The organism is Mycetohabitans sp. B3 (assembly GCF_021498065.1).
Classification (GTDB): domain Bacteria; phylum Pseudomonadota; class Gammaproteobacteria; order Burkholderiales; family Burkholderiaceae; genus Mycetohabitans.
This window is the reverse complement of sequence record NZ_JAHLKN010000020.1, coordinates 1-20,271: the sequence shown is the minus strand read 5'-3', so window position 1 is coordinate 20,271 and position 20,271 is coordinate 1. Positions and strand designations below refer to the sequence as shown.

Below are 20,271 nucleotides of genomic sequence, written 5' to 3'. Positions count from 1 at the left end.
TGGGCCACTGCGCGAGGCCGGACGAAATCGCCGACGTTGCGCTGTTGCTTGGCCCGTGCACGCGCCAGTTACGTGACCGGCGCGCTCGTCCTGATGGATGGCGGCAGCGCGGTGGTGACCTGAGCGCGCCTACAGCAGCCGCTGACCGAGCCACCAGCCGGCAGCAGAGAGCGCGGCGGATGCCGGAATCGTCAGGATCCAGGCCCATACGATATTGCCGGCGACCCCCCAGCGTACGGCCGACAGTTTCTGCGTCGCCCCGACGCCGACGATCGCGCCGGTAATCGTGTGCGTCGTCGAGACCGGAATACCGAGCCACGACGCCATGAACAGCGTAATCGCACCACCGGTCTCCGCGCAGAAGCCACCGACCGGCTTGAGCCGCGTGATGCGCTGCCCCATCGTGCGCACGATCCGCCAGCCGCCAAACAACGTGCCCAGGCCCATTGACACGTAGCAGCCGGCGATCACCCATGTCGGCGGCGCGTCGGCGCTCACCGACGCGTAGCCAGTCGCGATCAGCAGCATCCAAATGATGCCGATCGTTTTCTGCGCGTCGTTGCCTCCGTGCCCCAAGCTGTACAGCGACGCGGACACGAGTTGCAGCCGACGGAAACTCCGATCGACGCGGCTTGGCGGCGTGCGGAAGAAGAACCACGACACGAGCAGCATGAACAGCGACCCGAGCACAAAGCCGAGCAACGGCGACACAAAAATAAAGGCGATCGTCTTCGCCAGTCCGTCCACGTTCAGCGCATCCCACCCCGACTTGGCCAACGCCGAGCCGACCAAGCCGCCGATCAGCGCATGCGACGAACTCGACGGGATCCCGTAATACCAAGTCACGATGTTCCAGCCAATCGCCCCGACCAGTGCGCCGAACACCACGTAGTGATCGATGATGCCGGGGTCGATTGTGCCCTTGCCGACCGTGGCCGCCACCTTCAGATGAAAAATGAAGTACGCGACGACGTTGAAGCCGGCTGCGAACGCCACGGCCTGGTGCGGCTTGAGCACACCGGTGGACACCACGGTCGCGATCGAGTTTGCCGCGTCGTGGAAGCCGTTCATGAAATCGAATATCAGCGCGACGGCAACCAACAGCGCGACCGCCCATAGAGCAAGTTGGATCGAATGCATCAGCTGCCCTGTCTATGCGTTCTCGAGCACGATGCCTTCGATGATGTTCGCGACATCCTCGCACTTGTCCGTCACGGCTTCGAGCAACTCGAAGATCGCCTTCAGCTTGATCAGCGTCTTGACGTCGTCCTCCTCGCGAAATAGCTTGGACATCGCCGAGCGCAGCAGACGGTCTGCGTCGGATTCGTAACGATCGATTTCCTCGCAGGCCTTCAGGATCGCACTGGCGCGTTTCATGTCGTGCAGCAGACCCACTGCCGTCTGCACGCGCTCGCACGTCAGCCGGCAGACACGCGCGAGTTCGTTTGCCTCGGAGGTCACCGCACGCACGTCGTACAGCGACACCGCAGTGGCCACATCCTCCATCAAGTCGAGGATGTCGTCCATCGTCGTGATCAGCTTATGGACCTCTTCACGGTCCAACGGCGTGATGAAGGTTTTGTGCAGCAAATCGATACATTCGTGCGTCAGCTTGTCGGCACGTTTCTCATTCGCTTGCACGTTTTGCTTGTGAACCTCCGCATTGGGCAGGTCGTCGATCAACCGCTCGAGTTCGAGACTGGCGTCGACCATACATTTCGCGTGAGCGTTGAAAATTTCGAAAAACTTGCCTTCGGTAGGCATGAAGCGTCCGAACATGAATCCCTCGGAAGTAATGGGCGCTGACACAAAAGTGCAGTATTGTACCTGGGCGTTGCCAGCCTGCGCGACATACAATACGCGTGCTGCTGAGGCACGGCGCAGCAGCAGGGTGACACGCGCGATCGAGCGAGCATAAATGAGCGACGTTAAAGACAAATCCCAGTTATTCGCTGTCGTAGAACGTCGACACGCCAGCAAAATTATCGAATTTCGTGTACGGTCCTAGGAACGTCAGGCGAACGGGCCCAATGGGTCCGTTCCGTTGCTTGCCGATAATGATCTCGGCCGTTCCCTTGTCGGGGCTGTCCGGGTTGTAAACCTCGTCGCGATAAATAAACAGGATCACGTCCGCATCCTGTTCGATCGCGCCAGATTCGCGCAGGTCCGACATGACCGGACGCTTGTTCGGCCGCTGCTCCAGGCCCCGGTTCAACTGAGATAGCGCGATGACCGGCACGTCAAGCTCCTTGGCCAGTCCCTTGAGTGAGCGCGAAATCTCGGAGATCTCTGTCGCGCGGTTCTCGCCCGGCGACGAGCCAGTCATGAGTTGCAGATAATCGACAATAATCAAGCCTAGCTTGCCGCACTGACGCGCTAGCCGCCGTGCCCGCGAGCGCAATTCCATCGGATTGAGCCCGCCCGTCTCGTCGATAAAGATTTGCGCTTCACTCATTTTCTGCACCGCGTGCGTGAGCTTGGGCCAATCCTCGTCGGTCAGCCGCCCGGTACGCATCCGGTGTTGGTCGAGCCGGCCAATCGAGCCGAGCATCCGCATCACAAGTTGCGTGCCCGGCATTTCCATCGAAAACACCGCGACCGGCAAACCATACTCGACTGCGACGTATTCACCGATGTTCATCGAAAATGCAGTTTTGCCCATCGATGGCCGTCCGGCAACAATGATCAACTCGCCGCCGTGCATCCCGGAGGTCATCCGGTCCAGGTCGATAAAGCCGGTCGGCGTGCCGGTCACATCGCTCGGATTCGCCGTGTGGTACAGCGTGTCGATCCGCTCGACTACTTGTGTCAGCAACGGCCCAATTTCGAGAAACCCTTGCGTGCCACGCTGACCTTCCTCCGCGATTGAGAAGACCTTTGCCTCGGCCTCGTCGAGCAGCTGCCGGACCTCCTTGCCCTGCGGATTGAACGCGTCGCCGGCAATCTCGTCGGCAACGGTCACCAGCTTGCGCAACACTGCACGGTCGCGCACGATCTCGGCATACCGGCGGATGTTCGCCGCGCTCGGCGTGTTCTGCGCGAGCGCATTCAGATAGGCAAGGCCGCCGACATCGTCCGCCTTGCCCGCGGTGGACAATGACTCGAACACCGTGATCACATCGGCCGGCCGCGACGTGGCAATCAGCTTGCCGATGTGCTCGTAGATCAGCCGGTGATCAAAGCGATAGAAATCCTGGTGACCCAGGAAGTCCGCAATCCGGTCCCACGCGCCGTTGTCGAGCAGTAAACCGCCAAGCACCGACTGCTCGGCCTCGATCGAATGCGGCGGGACCTTCAGTGACTCAAGTTGCGGATCGTGATTTGAAGCGTTCATGGGCACCGATTATCGGTCATTCAGCCATTCACGCAATGGCATGAAACAAAAAAAGCAGGAACCGGTTACCCGGATCCTGCTTGCATGCGACACCCGAAGGTGCGCAGCGATCTTACGCGTGCTCGCCGAGCACCGACACCGTAATGTCCGTCACCACGTCGGTGTGCAGCGCCACTTGCACCGGATGATCACCCACGATCTTCAGCGGACCTTGCGACAGGCGCACCTGTGCCTTTTCGACGTCGAAGCCTTGTTGCTTGAGCGCGACGGCGATGTCCTGATTCGTGACCGAGCCGAACAGACGGCCATCGACACCCGACTTCTGCGTAATCTGCAGCGTTAGGCCGGCCAGCTTCTCGCCCTGAGCCTGCGCAGCGGCCAGCTTGTCGGCCGCGATTTTTTCAAGTTCCGCACGGCGCACTTCGAATTCGGCGATCGCGTCCTTCGTCGCACGGCGAGCCTTGCGCAGCGGAATCAGGAAGTTACGTGCGTAGCCGTCCTTGACCTTGATGATGTCGCCCAGATTACCGAGTTTAGCGACTTTTTCCAACAAAATAACTTGCATTCGAATTCTCCTTGATCGACGCCAGCTTAGGCCTTGTGCAGGTCCGTGTACGGCAGCAACGCGAGGAAGCGCGCCCGCTTGATCGCCGTGTCGAGCTGGCGTTGATAGTGAGCCTTCGTGCCAGTCAAGCGCGCCGGCGTGATCTTGCCGTTTTCGCCAATGAAGTCCTTCAGCGTCTCGATATCCTTGTAGTCGATGTACTCGACGCCGGCTGCCGTGAAGCGGCAGAACTTCTTGCGCTTGAACAGCGGGTTCTGTTGCTGGCGACGCTTGTCAAATTTCTTACCAGTGGGACGAGCCATGATCAGTCCTTTTCTATATCTTGCAATGCTGTGATGTGAAATACCAGGGTTTTCGCGTTACGGTGTCGTCGGGCCAGAAAACCGTCGAAATGCACATGAACACCCAACCCGCATGCCGCCACCTTGCTGCTGACGTCGCCGGCGGCCAGCGCCGGGATGGTCAGCTCGACGCGGCGACTGACACCAGCCTCGACGACTTCCGACTCGTGCCGCAACACGCAATTGACGATTGGCACGCCGGCTGGCGTATAACGCACTGGATCGCGCTCAATGACGCTCGCCACGAGCTGCAACCGGTTTGACATGCGCATGCGACGGCTTGCGCCTGTTCCCTGATATTGCCCGCTACGTTATGCCTGCGCTTCGGAAGTCTGCGGCTGTGCAGCCGCCTTCTTCGCTTCCTCACGCTGCACTTCCTTCATCATTGGCGACGGGCCGGTCTCGGCCTTCTTCATCTTGACGATCAGGTGGCGCAGCACCGCGTCGTTGAACTTGAACGCATGTTCCAGTTCGTCGAGCGTGGCTTGATCACATTCGATGTTCATGCAGACGTAGTGCGCCTTCGCGAGCTTTTCGATCATGTAGGCCAACTGGCGGCGGCCCCAATCTTCGATACGGTGGATCTGGCCCCCGTGGCTGGTGATCGTCGACTTGTACTTGTCGATCATCGCGGGCACCTGCTCGCTCTGATCGGGGTGCACGATGAACGTGATTTCATAGTGACGCATAGACACTCCTTATGGATAAAAGCCACCCGAGCGTCGAACCGGTGTGGCAAGCGAGAAACAGATAATTTTATCCTAACTGCCCGGTCTGCGCAATGAGCGTTTGGGTTTCTCACGCAATGTTAATAGGTTATCTACGTTTCTGGCGCGATCTCAACCGGTTACCGTCAAGTCGAGCACGTCCGTGCTTGGCGGCAGCCCACCCCGACGGTCGGGCCGCCGTCGAGCATCCAGCCTGATCACACGCCGGCAGCATGCTGTGCTTGCCTGATAGCCCGGGTTGGAAGTGCTCACTGGCTCCATCCGCAGAGGCGGGCCGCACTAGGAGGCGGACCGCACCAGGCAATCCACGAACGCGGCTAAAAGCTCAAATGACGACGCGGCGCGTGCCATTATTCAGGGATCGCAACTGGCTTTGCACTTCAGGGCTCACCGACGGGTTGTCTTCCATGTTCAGCAAAGCAAGCCTGTAATCACGCCTGCGCAGTACGTCAATTAACCGTAACGCGCCTTCGTCGTCGATCTCCGTGTCCGTCAGGTCCAACGACCTCAATCTGCAGTTCGCGAGCCCCAATGGGAAGCCGAGGCATTTGGCACCCTGCGCGCCGATAGCGTTGGAAGACAGGTTCAGTGACGTGACCTTGCAACTCGGATTGGCCAGCGCTCGGCTCACCTGCTCAACGCCTCGTTGATCGATTGCATTGAGTGCAAGGTTAAGCGACGCAACCTTGCAATTCACCTCGCTTATCGCGCGGGCTATATGCGCTGCCCCCTCGTTGCCGATTTTATTACTGCCGAGATCAAGCGACACAAGCTTGCCATTGGGATGGCTCAACGGATCGCTCACATGCTTGGCGCCGTCAGCGCCGATCCCGTTGCCATGCAGATCCAGCGAGGCGAGTTGACAACCCGCGTTGCCCAGCGCACGACCCAAGTGTTCGGCACCTTGCGCACTGATACCATTGAACCTGACATCAAGTGACACCAGTTTGCAATTGGGATCACGCAACGCGCGCGCGATGGACTGCACACCGCCATCCGCGATGCTATTTTGGCTCAGGCTGAGCCCCGTGAGCTTGCAATGTGGGTTGGCGAGCGCCCGTCCAATATGCTCGGCGCCCGCTTCACCAATGCGATTGTTGCCCAAATCCAGCGACGTAAGACTGCAACCGGGATTAACCAACGCCGCGCACAGAGGCTCAATACTGCGGTCGCTGACGCCGTTGCCGCATAGACTCAGCGTCGTGAGACCGCACCGCTGGTTGGACAGCATACGGGCCAGGTGCTCGACACCTTCGTCGCTGATGTGATTCCCGTTCAGGTTCAGCGACATAAGCTTGCAAGCGGGATCACCCAATACGCGACTCAGTTGCTCTGCACTGGCTTCCTGCAGCGAGTTACGTCCCAAGTCGAGCGATTCAAGCTTGCAGTGCTCGTTGGCCAACGCTTGAATCATAGGCGCGGCCCCTTCGTCGCCGGTCCGGTTAGCGTACAAGTTCAGCGACGTCAACTTGCAATTCGGGTTGACCAGCGCCCGCCCGAGATGCTGGGCGCCTCGCCTGGAAATGCTACAACCGCTTAGGTTCAACGACGTGAGTTGGCAGTTCGGATCACATAATGCGTCCGCCAGAGACTTCACGCTTTTTGCACTAAGCTGATTTTTGCTTAAATCCAGCGAAGTGATTGTACAATCCGGACTCCGTAGCAAACCAGCCAACCGTTGAACTTTCAGTTCTCCGATACAACCTTTTTCGATGCAACCGTTGCCAAAACTCAACGCCTTGAGCCGCGGATAACGCCGCTGTTGAATGTCTCTCAGCAACGCGTCCAGCTCGGACGCATTCGAGACCGTTATGGAACGCGTCATCGCGTCGGCGATCGCCATCAATCGAGTATTCCCCGACCGCTGGAACGGCTGCAGCGCGTCTTGCCCGCCGACGCTCGCGATGTGGTACAAGATCTCCGTTGGCAATGCAGTCAACGAGCGCGGTTTTAATGGCGCGTTGCGCAGTGGCTTTTGCGCCGACACGCCACACTGCTCGGCCAGCTCGTTAGCGCGCGGCAACCCGTCGAGCAGGGAAGCAACCGGCCGCTCGGTGCCGCTGACTGACCCGCGACGTGTCTGCGACAAGGCAGCAGCATGGCTGCTGCCTTCAACGTTTTGGGCGTTGCTCACGTGACTGACCTTACTGACCATAATAGCCTCCGTCGATATGGCGGCTATGCAAGAAGCGGAAGCGGCAACCCATGCGCCACCGATGCGAGCGGCTATTCGTCAGCCGTGGCCGGCGATTCGCTGGGTTCGCTTCGTCTGGCTGCATGCATTGCGCCTGTGCTGGCCGAACCGGTTGAGCCGGACCCGAACGTATGTCGCACATGCCCGGACCGGCCTTTGCCAAAGTACCGCAATGGTCGGTCAATCATCGTCGATACGCGAACTTAAAACAGCAGTAACGACCGCAGCCACGCACCGCGCGCGCCGATAGACGATCAGTAGAACTACACATGGGATCGTGTGCAACAGCCGATCAGCGCAGCACCGTGCCGGCAATCAGTACTGGTCGAACAGGCTCTGCAGCATCGCAGGCTCGCTCCAGCCATGCGCGAGCGCGAGCATCAGCAGCACGCGTGCTTTGTATGGGTTCAGTGTGCCGGCGCTAACCAAGCCCAGCGCGTCGTCCGGCGCAGCGCCATTGCGCATCACGTGTCCGGAACCGACGCGCGACGCACGCACTACCGCGACACCGCGCGCACGCGCATCGGCCAACGCCTGCTGCAACGTCGCGTGAATCGAACCATTGCCAGTGCCGGCGACGACGATGCCACGCACGCCGGCGTCGACCAGCGCATCGACGATCACCCGTGATGCGCCGGCATGACTGACGACGACCTGGACCGCGGGCAGCGGGTGCTGCGTCTCGATGACATCGAGCTTGAACACTGATTCAACCGTATGCGCACGCGTCACGCGCCGTTGGAATTCGACGCGGCCGTCCTGCACCCAACCGAGCACACCACTTTCTGGCGACGCGAATGCGTCGATCGCATACGTGCTGACCTTCGTAACGTCGCGCGCGCCGTGGATCCGGTTCGCGAACGCGACGAGCACGCCGCGCGCCGCGGCGTGCGGATTGGCGGCAAGCGTCACCGCGTTGAGCAGGTTCAGCGGACCATCGGCGGACAACGCACTCAACGGCCGCATCGCCGCGGTCCCCACGACCGGCTTCGTGCTCGCCACAGTCAGCTGCAACCAATACGCCGTCTCCTCCAGCGTATCGGTGCCATGCGCGATCACCAGCCCGTCGATGTCGTCCTGCGCGAGCAAAGCATTGACGCGGCGGGCTAGCGTGATCCATAGTGCATCGCCAATATCCTTGCTGTCGATGTTCGCGACCTGCTCCGCATAGATCCTCGCGATACTGCCCAGCGACGGCACAGTGGCAAGCAACCTGTCCACGCCAACCACACCGGCCTTGTAGCCGGCAGTGCTGGCCGCGTCGGCCGCCTCGCCGGCAATCGTGCCGCCGGTCGCCAGCACCGCGACCGTGGGCAATGGCCGGTGCGCCGCGTCCACGCTCATTCAAGTCCCTGACTGGCAAGGAACTCGTCGTAGCGGCCACTGAAGTCGACAATCGTGCCGTCCGGGCGGACCTCAATGATCCGGTTCGCCAGGCCGTTGACAAATTCACGGTCGTGCGACACGAAGATCAGCGTGCCTTCGTATTTCTCAAGCGCGATCTGCAGCGACTCGATCGACTCCATGTCCATGTGGTTCGTCGGCTCGTCCATCAGCAGCACGTTATGCCGGCCGAGCATTAGCTTGCCCCACAACATCCGTCCTTTCTCGCCGCCCGAGAGCACCTTGACGGACTTCTTCACGTCATCGCCAGAAAACAGCAGACGCCCGAGCGTGCCGCGCACCATCGTCTCGTCGTCGCCCTCCTGGCGAAACTGGTCAATCCAATCGGTTAACGTCACGTCGTCCGGAAAGGCCTCGGACGTGTCCTGCGGCATGTAGCCAACATTCGCGTTCTCGGCCCACTTCACGCGCCCATGATCCAACGGCAGGTTGCCGAACAATGAACGCAGCAACGTGGTCTTACCGGCACCATTCTCGCCAACGATGGCGATCTTCTCGCCCGGCTGCACGGACAGGTCCAGGTTCTGGAAGATCATCCGGTCATATTGCTTCGTGATCTGTTCGGCGAGCACCGCGATGTTGTGCAGCTTCTTGTCGAACTCGAAGCGGATGAATGGATTCTGCCGCGACGACGGCTTGAATTCCTCGATCTTGATCTTATCGATCTGCTTGAGCCGGCTCGTCGCCTGACGCGCCTTGGACTTGTTCGCGGAAAAGCGACGCACAAAATCCTGCAGGTCCGCAATGCGCTCCTTGGCCTTCGCATTCGCGGCGGCCTGCCGCTCACGCGCCTGCGCCGACGCGAGCATGTAATCATCGTAGTTGCCCGGATAGATTTTCAGCGTGCCATAGTCCATATCCGCCATGTGCGTGCAGACCTGGTTCAGGAAGTGCCGATCGTGCGAGATGATGATCATCGTCGAATCCCGCTCGTTCAGGATGTTCTCGAGCCAGCGGATCGAATTGATGTCCAGGTTATTCGTCGGCTCGTCCAGCAGCAGCACGTCTGGGTCGGAGAACAGCGCCTGCGCCAGCAGCACGCGCAGCTTCCATCCGGGCGCGATGTTGCTCATCGGCCCATTATGGTCCTCGATCGCGATGCCGATGCCAAGCAGCAACTCGCCAGCACGCGCCTCAGCTGTGTAGCCGCCATACTCAGCGAACTTCGCCTCCAACTCCGCCGCGCGCATGTAGTCGTCATCGGTGGCCTCCGAGTTCGCGTAGATCGCGTCGCGCTCGCTCATCGCCTGCCACATCTCGGTGTGGCCCATCATCACGACGTCGAGCACCCGCATGTCCTCATACGCGAACTGGTCCTGGCGCAGCTTGCCCAGACGCACATGCGGCTCGAGCATGACCGTACCGGCACTAGGCTCCAGGTCGCCGCCAAGGATCTTCATGAATGTCGACTTGCCACAGCCGTTCGCGCCAATCAGCCCGTAGCGGTTGCCCTCGCCGAACTTGACGGAGATATTTTCGAACAAGGGCTTAGGCCCGAATTGCATCGTAATGTTCGCGGTAGACAGCACGGGGACGTCCTCAGGGCGGGATTCGGGAGAAGCCGGTCATTTTACCATCCCAGCGCCCGCGGCAGGGACCAGCCAAGGCGCGACCGAGCCGGCGCGCAGCGCGGTGGCCAGTGCAGCATCTCGATCGTCATGCCGCGCCGCGGCGCATCGTCGACGAATGCCTACAACGTGTCGCGCACATCTCGATCGACGAAGTCTGCCCGCTGCGCATCGATGATCAGCGTCGCGTGGTCCGGCACCTGCGCCAGGTAACGCGTGAGCGTGGCGCGCGCTGCAAACGACACGTCCTTGCGAAAGCTCAGCAGATTGGGCCGGCTTATGGGGGTGGCCGCTGTCAGCCTATTTGCAGTAGTTTGCATTTCTCTCTGCTATGAGCCTCTCTCAGAGGCACTGGCACGAGCCTCTATATGCTAGACCGATCGTCAGCATGATCCTGAGTAACACATTGACCGGCGTGTCGCTCCGGCCGGAGCGCATGACCGAGGAGTTGGCCACGCGCCACTAGTACTGGGCGGACAGCGACAACCGCGTGCCGTCCGACAACGTCAACGTCTTGGTCTTGCCATTGATCGGTAACGATAGCCGGGTGACTTGGGTGAACAACACGGTTTTGGGACAGGCCAACGGCTTGCCATCGACCATCACGGTCGATGTGCCCTGCACCGCGCGGCCGTTGAAGTACAGTTGCAGGTTCGCCACATGGTTCTCAACGATCGGGGCGAGCCTGAGTTGGATTTGCCGGATCGGCGTGCCAGTAGCATCGACTGGCACGCCGGACGCACCGGGGCAACGCGGCGGCACCGAGGGTGGCGCTCCGGGAGCGGGCATGCGCCACGTGTAGTCATCGGTCTGTCCGGAGCGGACGATACGCGTTTGCTCCGCATTACCGTACGTTTTCGACGTCACTTTGACGGTGTACTTCACCCGCGGCGCAGACGCCTCGGGCAACGGTTGCAGCTGCGCCATGGCGCTCACCGGCACGACGAGTACCATGGGCAGCATCAACGGTCCCAGCCGCGCCACGACACGGCGGATTGCTGCGCAGTATCGGGTGCACAAACGGCTTGACATCATGTTATCGCCTCCTTGCTATCTATACATGGAACGGATCTTGTTTGCCAGTGTAGCGCGCATCGCGCATGCCGCGACGGGCGGCCATGCCGCATTGCCGCTATGGGCTACACGCACCAGCATGAAAACCCACCACGATCTTGTTTGAATAACGTTAGAGGCGGCACGTCCAGTTGGCATACTGCCATTCTCCCGCGATCTCCACTCCCTGTTATCCAGGCAAAGCACGGTATGGCTTCGCGAGCTTTCTTGAGACTTGTTGCGTCGCCCGATGTACTTCCCTGGTTGTAGTGGAGCACCCTGGTATCGAAGAACGCTTCGCACGCGAAACCGACTCCGGATGTTCATCCACGTTTAAAAAGATGGCAAATATGCAAGCGCGCTTGGAAGCATTGCAGACCATTGTCAACGACCTTCGGCGGCGCGGCTGGATCGATCGTCAGCCCTTTATCGTCTAATTCCTGTCAATAAGCTTACTCTCTGTTGCAATGCTTCCTAGAGGCCGTCTCGTTGTCGTCTACGTGGTCGCAGTGCGCCACAACGTGCCGTTTGAAAGTCGCTACAGCGTTCCGATGTGATTGCCGCGGTGGGACCGCAAAGAGAGTGAAGGAATCGCTGCGGCGACGTAATCAGCCTGAATGAAGTATTCGGCTCTGGCAGTGCAAATAGTCAAATCGAATCCACTATCTGATCGCCTTGAAGTCTGTTTGCCCCTTCCACATAGAAAGCAGTACGGTCGCTAATTTGCGCGCGGTGGCGACCATCGCCTTGCGAGCGCCAATGCGAGGAATAAGCGTTAGTGCCCATCGTCTCAGATCGCAGTTTTGCCGGTATCGGGAGATGAGAGAGGACGCCGCTTCGAACAGTAGATGGCGCGTAAGCCGACATCCTGCCTTCGAAATGCCTGCGTTACGATCGACATTGCCGGATTGATATTTCGTCGGCGTCAGCCCCAGGTAGGGCCCAATGTCACGCACGCTTGAGAAGCGCTCAGGATTATCAACGGCCGATGCAAACGCCACTGCAGTCAGCGAGCCCACGCCGGGCACGGTCATCAAGCGTCGGCAGACCGGACTTGCTTGAGCCACGCGACGGATGGCCTGATCCAGTGCATTAATTTGAGTTCCAATATGGCGCAAGCTATCTATTAGGATATCAAGTACGCCTTGTACGAGAGATGAGGGGGGCATGTTTTGCTCAACAAGCCGTTCAAATGTCACACCTTTACCTGCAGGCAGGATGACGCCAAACGTCTTAAGTACGCCCCGAACCTGGTTATATAGACCCGTTCGCATGCTCACAAGTTTTCCCCGCGCGGTCAGCAGAAGTCGCACTTCGTGGCTAGCCATGCTCTTGACCTCGACACCGCGGTACCATCCGCTGCGCGTGAGCTGAGCGATGCCGCGTGCGTCGTTAGTATCCGTCTTGTTCAGTTGGGTCGCCAGAGCCGCGTGGACATGGCGAGCATGAATGCAATCAACCGGGATATCATCGGCTCGTAAGCTATGGTATAGCCATACGGCGAGTGGCCCCGTCTCCATGCCGACTCGCACCGCCTCCGGCGCATGTAGGCGAATAGCTCGGGCGATCTCCTCAGGGTTCGAGATGACGCATCCGTGCCATACGCTCTTCCCATCGCGATCAACAACGCAGATTGCCGTAACCTTTTGGGACACATCGAGACCCACATACGTTTCCATGTCCGCCTCCAAAGTAAGTCGCAGAGACAATTACAGCATGTGATTGTTGCTGGTTCCGAAGGCGTTTCTATAGCAGCACGCTTCGCTACATTGTCGAAAAACGTATCCCATTTGCTGCTTATCTCAGGATTTGGGGTAGGACACACGCTAGCCAATCCCCACACCGCGCTGACCGGTTCGGGGGGACTACTGGGGCTTCATATCGGCGCCCGAATCGAACAACCCACTTAGCCGATTACAATCGACTTTGGCTCGGTGGGAGCAAGTGCGTCGAGATCAGAGACGCAATTCGAGTGAGACAATCGCTGGGTACCAAGCGGCCTACTGGCGTACTATTGGCTTAACATCATCGGCCGAAGATGCGCTCGCATCCAACGCACAGCTTTATTTGGTCCAGGGGAGACGTGATCAAACTGCGCCCGCAGTCAACTATGAGGCGGGTATTGCCTACCTCATCACGATCGGCCCTTTGTGTCCGAGTATATCCCGTGTGGCGACCATTTCCTGACGTGTCCAGACGACGGTGAAGAACCTAAAAATCTTCAAGGGGTGATTGTGCGTGGTATCGAATGGTTTCTGACCGCCCAGGTACAACGTTCTTCAGCGGTCTCGTTCGATCCTTTGACAACGTCAAAGTAATCTTTGTAACCGGCGTGGCGAGCCATATCAAACCATTGCCGTTCCGGCAAGCCGCTCAGGCTGTGCAGCGCACACAGACGCTCGCGGACATCGTCCTGGTCCGACCCGTGTCGTTCACGATTCTGACCGCCACCATGGCTACCATGGCATTCGGCGTGGCGCTGCTATTCGCGTTCGGCAGCTATACGCGTCGGAGGATCGCGGGGACAAGGTTGGACGCCACCGTCAAGCCACCCAGTCGATATGACTGCATCGAGCCGGCGCGCAGCCCCGTGGTGACCGCGCCGCACGGCAGGCCCAGCAATGCCGCGCGGTGAGCCGCTACAATAGCCGCTTTTGCCGCGACGCACGCGGCCCGGATCGCCGCCGATCCGCATTGACGACCGACACCTGTAGAACGATGAATCTAGTGATCCAAAGCGCCGCGCCGCTGTCCGACGACCAACTGCGACTGCTAACCGCGTTGGCGAGCGGCACGCATGCCGAACGCCTTGACGCGCACGCGCTGCGCGTGCGCGACGTGAGTCCGTCGCAACGCGCCGATATCGCCGCATACTGTGGCGCGCACCAGCTCGACCATGCGTATGTTCCACCGCGTCGGCTCGCGGATTTTGGCCTCGTCGCAATGGATATGGACTCGACGCTAATCACGATCGAGTGCATCGACGAAATCGCCGACTTCTGCGGTTTGAAGACGCAGGTGGCGGCCATCACCGAGGCGGCGATGCGCGGCGAAATCAAGGATTTCAACGAAAGCCTGGTGCGGCGCGTCAGCCTGCTCACCGGTCTGGACGCCAATGTGCTCGCGAACGTGTACGAGCAGCGCTTGCGCCTGTCGCCCGGCGCGCAGGCCATGCTCGACGGCGCGCGTGCCGCCGGTCTGCGAACCCTGCTGGTGTCGGGCGGTTTCACGTTCTTCACTGAGCGCCTAAAGTCTCAGCTCGGGCTCGATTTCACACGGGCGAACACACTGGAGATTGTCGACGGCAAGCTGACCGGCCGCGTGGTCGGCGAAATTGTCAATGGCGACGTGAAAGCGCGCACGTTGCTCGACACGTGTGCCCAACTCGGCATCGAACCATCACGCGCGATCGCACTCGGCGACGGCTCGAATGACTTGCCGATGATGGCATCGGCCGGCTGGTCAGTCGCGTTCCGCGCCAAGCCACTGGTGCGTGAGCGCGCCAGCTGCGCGTTCGATCACGTCGGGCTCGACGGCCTACTGCGCCTGTTCGACTGACGCAGCAGCATGACCAGCGATCGCAAGGTCGCCGGCGCGCGATACGTCATCGCAAGTGCCGCGTCAGACTGCGTTCGATGTCGGCGCGCAAGTCGGCTTCGTGCTCCAGGCCGATATAGAAACGCACCAGCACGCCACGATGTGGCCACGTACTGACGGTACGCATCGCCGCAATGTCATACGGCATCGCGATACTATGCGCGCCACCCCAACTCCAGCCGAGCGCAAATAGCTCGAGCCCCTCGACGAATGCATCGATCTGCGCGCTCGTATAGCGTGGATCGAACACCACCGAAAACAATCCTCCTGCACCGGTGAAATCCCGCTTCCAATATGCGTGGCCCGGGCAGTCTTCAAATGCCGGATGCAGTACCGCGGCGACCTCCGGGCGGCCCTTCAGCCAACCGGCAATCGCCAACGCGCTGCGCTCGTGCGCGCGGTAGCGCACTTGCATCGACGGCAACCCGCGCAGCACCAGCGAGCAATCGTCGGCCGACACGCCGAGGCCGACGCGCATCCGGGCCCGCTTCATCGCCAGGTACAAATCGTGGTCCGTCGTGATTGTCGCGCCCATCAGCACGTCGCTGCCGCCGGACTGGTACTTCGTCAGGGCTTGCACCGAGATGTCGACCCCATGCTCGAACGGCTTGAACACGAGGCCAGCCGAATAGGTATTGTCGATTGCTGTCACGATGCCGCGCTTGCGCGCGATCGCCGTGATGGCGGGCACGTCCGGCACTTCCATCGTTACAGACCCGGGTGCCTCCAGCCAGATCAGCCTCGTATTTGGCCGCAGCAGCGCGGCAATGCCCGAGCCAACCATCGGATCGTAATAGCGGACCGTGATCCCGAAATCCTGCGCGAGCCAGTCGCCATGCTCGCGATTGGGGGAATAAACGTTGTCTGGGACCAGCACGTCGTCACCCGCTTTCACGAAGGCGAAATAGACATTCGAGATCGAAGATAGGCCGGAAGGCTGCAGCAAGGCATAACGCCCGCCTTCGATCGCTGCGATGCGCTGCTGCAAGGCCACCGACGTCGGCGTCGCATGCAGACCATAGCGCCACTGCGCATCACTGCGCCAATCCAGCGCGCGCATCGACGCTAAGTCCGGGAATATCACGGTCGATGCCCGTGCGGTCGGCACCGAAAACGATTCAAAGCCGGGCTGCACAGGCGCGGCGGGATGAAGCAACTCGGTCTGCGGGTCGCACGCGGCATCAGCGGGTACGGCATTGGCGGGCACGACGGAAAAATCTTTTGTCATCGTTTCACCATCCTGGTTCATTGGCCTGTCGTCAGATTCGACATGCCGCCAACATGGCGCGACGGCGCGCCGATAACGGCCCCATGAATCGGAGAGCGCGCACCGCGGGCGGCCGCGTTGGACGGTTGCAACTCGAACGATTGCGGCGCGGAATCGTCCAAATTCATCCGCTCGCCCTGGATGCTGCCGTCCACGGCCACCTTGCCAACCCAGTTGCCCGTAATGTGCGTGCCGTCGTCCGATTCCTCGATCTGCAACGTGCCGTTGTCCAGCTCACCGGCCACAAGGATGACCCCAGCGGTACCATCGAGGAAACGGTATTCGCCATGCACGCCGGTCGGGTCATCGGACTTCGCACCCAAGCGCATTTCGATCGGCCGTGCGCCGAGCGTGCCGGTGTACAGCGGAAAGTCCGCGTATTGTGGATTGGGCTTGAGCGGCAGCTCAGGCGGCGCCAGCGCGCGTACGGCCGCCCGTGATGGGCCGACATCCGCGTCGGCGGCGCTGCTGCGCGGCTGCGGTGCGCCGCAGGCCGACAACACGAACGGAATCGCGCAGGTAATGGAAATACAAGCAATGGACTTCATCGGCAGGTGTCGAAAAGGTAACGTTATCAGTATATCGGCGCAAGCGAGTATGATCCGAGTCTTGCCGCCACGCACGGCGGCAAAGACCGTACAGGCGTTGTTTGAGGAATCGCAATGGCAGTTTTCAAGCGCGCGGCAAGCATCGCCGCCATCGTTTCGGCGAGCACAGTGCTTGCCGCCTGCAATTCATGGTCGATCCCGTTCGTGCACCGCCAGCCCGCCGCGCCGGACCTCGCGCCGGCGAGCCGCTCGGCGGACAACATGGTGCGGCTGGATGCGTCGATGCGCTCCGGTTGTGACAGCGTGCAGAATATCGAGAAGCCGTCCGACGCGGCGCCAGCGCCCGGTAAGCCGCAGCGCTGGATCGCGCACACGTGCACCGGGGACATTTCATACGATATCGTCGCGACCCAGACCAACCATGGACCTGTTGTCAAGGTGCTGCCGGTCAAGGGGCCGCTGAACAAGCCGATCAATCCCAGCTTCAAGCCGGCGCTGCCCGAGGACGAGTAGTGCTTAGACGTCGCCCCACAGGTCGTGCCCGTCCGCACCAGTGATCCTAACGCTCACAAAATCGCCAACCTTATAGCGCCGCGATGCCTTGCTGGCCGGCGACACGTAGACCACGCCGTCGATTTCTGGCGCGTCCGCCGCCGAGCGCCCGATGCCCCCATCGGCGTTGACCTCGTCGATCAACACCTTCAGCGTCTTGCCGACCTTGCGCTTCAAACGCTCGGCGGAGACCGATTCGGCAACCGCCATGAATCTCGCGCGACGCGCCTCGCGCACGTCGTCCGGCAGCGCGCCATCAAGTTCGTTCGCGCTTGCCCCTTCGACAGGGGAATAGGCGAAACAGCCGACTCGGTCCAGTTGCGCCTCGCGGATAAAATCCAGCAACGTCTCGAACTGCGCTTCGGTTTCTCCCGGAAAGCCGGCGATGAACGTGCTACGTATCGTCAGGTCCGGGCACGCTTCGCGCCATGCCCGCACGCGTTCCAGCGTTTTTTCGGCGTTCGCGGGCCGCTTCATCCGCCGGAGCACCTCCGGATCGGCATGTTGTAGTGGCACGTCCAGGTACGGCAGCAGGTGGCCACGATACGGGCCGTCGGCCATCAGCGGCACGATTTCGTCGACGCTCGGATACGGATACACATAGTGCAACCGCACCCAGGCACCATAGTGGGCCGCCAGTTCGCCGAGCGCCGCGGCAAGCTCGTTCATGCGCGTCTTCAATGGGCGGCCATTCCAGAAGCCGGTGCGGAACTTCACATCGACGCCATACGCGCTCGTGTCCTGCGAGATCACCAGCAGTTCTTTGACGCCGGACTTGAACAGGTTCTCAGCTTCGAGCATAACTTCCGCGACCGGACGCGAGACGAGATCCCCGCGCATCGACGGAATGATGCAAAACGTACAGCGGTGATTACACCCCTCGGAGATCTTCAGGTACGCATAGTGTTTCGGCGTGAGCTTGATGCCGGCCGCCGGCACCAGATCGACAAACGGATCATGCGGCTTGGGCAAATGCGCATGGACGGCCTGCATCACTTCACCGAGCGCATGCGGGCCGGTTACGGCGAGCACCTTCGGATGAACCTGCTCGATCAGGCCAGTGCCGCTCGCGTTCTTTTTCGCCCCCAGGCAGCCGGTGACGATAACCTTGCCATTCTCGGCCAGTGCTTCACCGATCGCGTCAAGACTTTCCTGCACGGCCTCATCGATAAAGCCGCACGTATTGACGACGACCAGATCTGCACCGTCATAGGTACCGCAGATCTGGTAGCCTTCCGCGCGCAGTTGCGTGATGATCTGCTCGGAATCGACAAGCGCCTTTGGGCACCCGAGGCTGACCATGCCGACTTTGGGCACACAATCCGGCCTAACCTTTGCGTTGTGATGGCTTTTCACTAATGTACCGTACTGGTGAAGGTTTCTAGCGCCTTGCGCCGACAAAGCAACATTTTACCGTGTCGGGCGCCGGCCACATGCTCGCCGATCGACAGAGGCCCATACAGATCACATCGAGCGTCGGCTGCGGCGCCGGAAAGCCGTGGCTGACATTAGGAATACCTCTACCGCGTTTGCGCTTAACCGCTGCGACCGCGAGGCGACGAACTGGGCGACGACCGGCGGCCACAGCGGGGACATCGTGCATGATGTGATGCTCGCAGCTGTGAAACATCGCTTTGGCAACGCGCTGAAGGCGCCGGCGGAAACCGAACGGCTCACGAATCACTGCTCGGGCTACACTGCCGAGAAGACCCGCGCGTTCGTTGGACACCACCACGCGACTGCTTGACACAAAGCGACTTAACCATTAGTCGTCTACGCAGAGGTAATTTGCTGCCACCATGTCAAGCTTTAACTCTTGGCCCGACACCCAACCGGAGCCCTTGTTGTTCGATGCAGCGACTGACCGTCGATGGCCGCGCTAGCTGCGACTGCACTCCGATGTGACAAGACGACATAGCAATCGGCAAATCTCCTGCACGCTGAGCGGCATCATACTTTCAAGGAGTTTTCTTACTGCGCTTGCCAAGCATAACCAGAACAGCATGGGCTAGAGCGTGCTAGGCACTTTTGCATCTTGCATAGCGGGCTGCAATAACACGGGCCGTTGGTTAATGCTTCACGCACCCACTCCAGCACGTAACGATATAACAGGATGCATAGCCGCGGCGCAATGACAAGCTCAAAATTTTTCTGACTTTTTATCAATAATACGAAATATTTCGCATTGTCAATACTCAGATTAATCAGCGACGGTAAAAACGACGGCAGCGACGAGGTCATGTGTCCGACGAAGGCCGGCGACGCGACCGGCATGGCGCGGCTAAACACGTCGTCGAACAAATGTGCGGCGTGTGCGTCAGGCAACGCCGCTGTCTCAGGAAGATCGACCATCGAGAACGTCGTTTCGACATCGGCATGCACACCACCCGGCTTGAACCGGTTGCTTGCAAAAAACGCGGCTGGGTGTTGCGCGATCAGCTGCTCAAGCCACACGAATTCGCCGCGGTCCGCGTCGAACCATTGCAACACATCGTTCAGCTCGTGTGCTGCACTGTCATTATCGGGCAGGCTAACTATGACCACTATCGGTTAGCGCGATCGAATTCGCGCTTAAGGGTATTGAGCATTTCTGCACTGTAAAGTTTATCGTACCGCATTCGTCTGTCCTTGAGCTTGTTGATGCTCCAATTCATTTAGCTTGCGGGCTAGGATGGGACCAATGAGGGCCGTCGCTTCCGGCTTGAGCATTGCTCCATGACTGCAGTGAACATTGCAAACTTCGATATTCCCCCGCACATACGGTTTCCACGCATCAGGCGTGACGAGCGTTTCACATCCCGCCTCTGCTACCGTGGCTCGAAACAATAGCGCATCACCGCCGTACTGCGATGGAGAACAATTTCTTACGATACGCCCATTATTCTTTGCAATTTCCTCGGTATTTTCCAATAAATGTTCATCCATCGACGAGACTAACTCATTGCCATAATGGGCGGCAAACACCTCTCTAATCATCGCTTGGTCAAGTTGATTTTCTTTCTCTGCAAAGGCGTTGCTGCTTACAAGAGGGGTACTATCCAGTAACGCCAGCAACGCCACTTTTTCGCCCTGGTGTTCGAGTCGAACAGCCATGCTATGCGCCACATTGCCGCCGAAGCT

At 59.9% G+C, this 20,271-nt stretch carries 22 protein-coding genes and 2 pseudogenes; 6 read left to right on the top strand and 18 right to left on the bottom strand.

The genetic code is table 11. From position 1 onward, the window contains the following. Window positions 1-129 precede the first annotated feature (129 nt). The 8 genes from KQH55_RS05215 to KQH55_RS05180 form a co-directional block, all read right to left on the bottom strand. Window positions 130-1,140 carry an inorganic phosphate transporter gene (locus KQH55_RS05215; RefSeq protein ID WP_076785000.1) on the bottom strand — a complete coding sequence of 337 codons (1,011 nt, stop codon included), beginning with the start codon at window positions 1,138-1,140 and terminating at the stop codon, window positions 130-132. A 12-nt stretch (window positions 1,141-1,152) separates the two neighbouring features. Beyond that, window positions 1,153-1,779, bottom strand: coding sequence for a DUF47 domain-containing protein (locus KQH55_RS05210; RefSeq protein WP_076787181.1), 627 nt, complete (start codon window positions 1,777-1,779; stop codon window positions 1,153-1,155). Window positions 1,780-1,945: 166 nt separating this feature from the next. After that, window positions 1,946-3,334 carry a replicative DNA helicase gene (locus KQH55_RS05205; RefSeq protein WP_076785001.1) on the bottom strand — a complete coding sequence of 463 codons (1,389 nt, stop codon included), beginning with the start codon at window positions 3,332-3,334 and terminating at the stop codon, window positions 1,946-1,948. Window positions 3,335-3,446: 112 nt separating this feature from the next. Further along, complete coding sequence (gene rplI / locus KQH55_RS05200; protein WP_076785002.1) at window positions 3,447-3,899, bottom strand: 50S ribosomal protein L9; 453 nt, start codon at window positions 3,897-3,899, stop codon at window positions 3,447-3,449. 26 nt (window positions 3,900-3,925) lie between these two features. Continuing rightward, window positions 3,926-4,201, bottom strand: coding sequence for a 30S ribosomal protein S18 (gene rpsR / locus KQH55_RS05195; RefSeq protein WP_076785003.1), 276 nt, complete (start codon window positions 4,199-4,201; stop codon window positions 3,926-3,928). 2 nt (window positions 4,202-4,203) lie between these two features. After that, on the bottom strand, window positions 4,204-4,506 hold the full coding sequence (gene priB, locus KQH55_RS05190; protein WP_076797170.1) for a primosomal replication protein N: 303 nt from the start codon (window positions 4,504-4,506) through the stop codon (window positions 4,204-4,206). A gap of 45 nt (window positions 4,507-4,551) precedes the next feature. After that, the gene (gene rpsF / locus KQH55_RS05185; protein ID WP_076794918.1) at window positions 4,552-4,929 is read right to left on the bottom strand and encodes a 30S ribosomal protein S6; all 378 of its coding nucleotides are present in this window, start codon (window positions 4,927-4,929) and stop codon (window positions 4,552-4,554) included. Window positions 4,930-5,293: 364 nt separating this feature from the next. Next, a complete protein-coding gene (locus tag KQH55_RS05180; RefSeq protein ID WP_235090328.1) occupies window positions 5,294-6,382 on the bottom strand; it encodes a hypothetical protein in 1,089 nt (362 codons plus the stop codon). Between the two features lie 397 nt (window positions 6,383-6,779). Between KQH55_RS05180 and KQH55_RS05175 the strand changes: the two genes are divergently transcribed. After that, window positions 6,780-7,106, top strand: a complete 327-nt coding sequence (locus tag KQH55_RS05175) for a hypothetical protein (protein ID WP_170872381.1) — start codon at window positions 6,780-6,782, stop codon at window positions 7,104-7,106. Window positions 7,107-7,477: 371 nt separating this feature from the next. Here KQH55_RS05175 and KQH55_RS05170 read toward each other — a convergent pair whose 3' ends face one another. From KQH55_RS05170 to KQH55_RS16815, 3 genes are all read right to left on the bottom strand, one after another. Further along, on the bottom strand, window positions 7,478-8,506 hold the full coding sequence (locus tag KQH55_RS05170; RefSeq protein WP_235090327.1) for a type II asparaginase: 1,029 nt from the start codon (window positions 8,504-8,506) through the stop codon (window positions 7,478-7,480). Next, complete coding sequence (locus KQH55_RS05165; protein ID WP_235090326.1) at window positions 8,503-10,095, bottom strand: ABC-F family ATPase; 1,593 nt, start codon at window positions 10,093-10,095, stop codon at window positions 8,503-8,505. The genes KQH55_RS05170 and KQH55_RS05165 overlap by 4 nt, the downstream gene beginning before the upstream one ends. Window positions 10,096-10,256: 161 nt before the next feature. Next, window positions 10,257-10,454, bottom strand: a complete 198-nt coding sequence (locus KQH55_RS16815; protein ID WP_076794908.1) for a hypothetical protein — start codon at window positions 10,452-10,454, stop codon at window positions 10,257-10,259. A 32-nt stretch (window positions 10,455-10,486) separates the two neighbouring features. On the opposite strand from KQH55_RS16815, the pseudogene KQH55_RS05155 reads away from it, so the two are divergent. Continuing rightward, window positions 10,487-10,594: pseudogene (locus KQH55_RS05155) on the top strand (ABC transporter permease); the annotation flags it as partial. Window positions 10,595-10,596: 2 nt separating this feature from the next. On the opposite strand, the gene KQH55_RS05150 reads toward KQH55_RS05155, so the two are convergent. Continuing rightward, window positions 10,597-11,169 (bottom strand): DUF6013 family protein, encoded by a 573-nt coding sequence (locus KQH55_RS05150; protein ID WP_235090325.1) that lies wholly within the window; start codon window positions 11,167-11,169, stop codon window positions 10,597-10,599. A gap of 680 nt (window positions 11,170-11,849) precedes the next feature. Further along, window positions 11,850-12,866, bottom strand: coding sequence for an IS110 family transposase (locus KQH55_RS05145; protein ID WP_235090324.1), 1,017 nt, complete (start codon window positions 12,864-12,866; stop codon window positions 11,850-11,852). A 653-nt stretch (window positions 12,867-13,519) separates the two neighbouring features. Between KQH55_RS05145 and KQH55_RS16810 the strand changes: the two genes are divergently transcribed. Further along, complete coding sequence (locus tag KQH55_RS16810; RefSeq protein WP_076794903.1) at window positions 13,520-13,822, top strand: hypothetical protein; 303 nt, start codon at window positions 13,520-13,522, stop codon at window positions 13,820-13,822. An 83-nt stretch (window positions 13,823-13,905) separates the two neighbouring features. Then, window positions 13,906-14,745, top strand: coding sequence for a phosphoserine phosphatase SerB (gene serB, locus KQH55_RS05135; protein WP_235090323.1), 840 nt, complete (start codon window positions 13,906-13,908; stop codon window positions 14,743-14,745). A 46-nt stretch (window positions 14,746-14,791) separates the two neighbouring features. Here the strand turns inward: serB and KQH55_RS05130 are convergent, their stop codons facing one another. Beyond that, window positions 14,792-16,012, bottom strand: coding sequence for a cystathionine beta-lyase (locus KQH55_RS05130; protein ID WP_235090322.1), 1,221 nt, complete (start codon window positions 16,010-16,012; stop codon window positions 14,792-14,794). Between the two features lie 17 nt (window positions 16,013-16,029). Beyond that, window positions 16,030-16,605, bottom strand: coding sequence for a hypothetical protein (locus KQH55_RS05125; RefSeq protein WP_076787190.1), 576 nt, complete (start codon window positions 16,603-16,605; stop codon window positions 16,030-16,032). A 108-nt stretch (window positions 16,606-16,713) separates the two neighbouring features. Between KQH55_RS05125 and KQH55_RS05120 the strand changes: the two genes are divergently transcribed. Next, on the top strand, window positions 16,714-17,112 hold the full coding sequence (locus tag KQH55_RS05120) for a hypothetical protein (RefSeq protein ID WP_076794898.1): 399 nt from the start codon (window positions 16,714-16,716) through the stop codon (window positions 17,110-17,112). Between the two features lie 3 nt (window positions 17,113-17,115). Here the strand turns inward: KQH55_RS05120 and rimO are convergent, their stop codons facing one another. Further along, window positions 17,116-18,453, bottom strand: coding sequence for a 30S ribosomal protein S12 methylthiotransferase RimO (gene rimO / locus KQH55_RS05115; protein WP_212667372.1), 1,338 nt, complete (start codon window positions 18,451-18,453; stop codon window positions 17,116-17,118). Between the two features lie 226 nt (window positions 18,454-18,679). Between rimO and KQH55_RS05110 the strand changes: the two are divergent. Continuing rightward, a pseudogene (locus tag KQH55_RS05110) lies at window positions 18,680-18,871 on the top strand (IS3 family transposase); the annotation flags it as partial. Window positions 18,872-19,122: 251 nt separating this feature from the next. On the opposite strand, the gene KQH55_RS05105 reads toward KQH55_RS05110, so the two are convergent. Then, entirely contained in the window at window positions 19,123-19,695 is a 573-nt protein-coding gene (locus KQH55_RS05105; protein WP_170872379.1) for a hypothetical protein, read from the bottom strand. 60 nt (window positions 19,696-19,755) lie between these two features. After that, window positions 19,756-20,271: thioesterase domain-containing protein (locus KQH55_RS05100; protein WP_235090321.1), on the bottom strand; the 516-nt coding region annotated here is incomplete at its 5' end.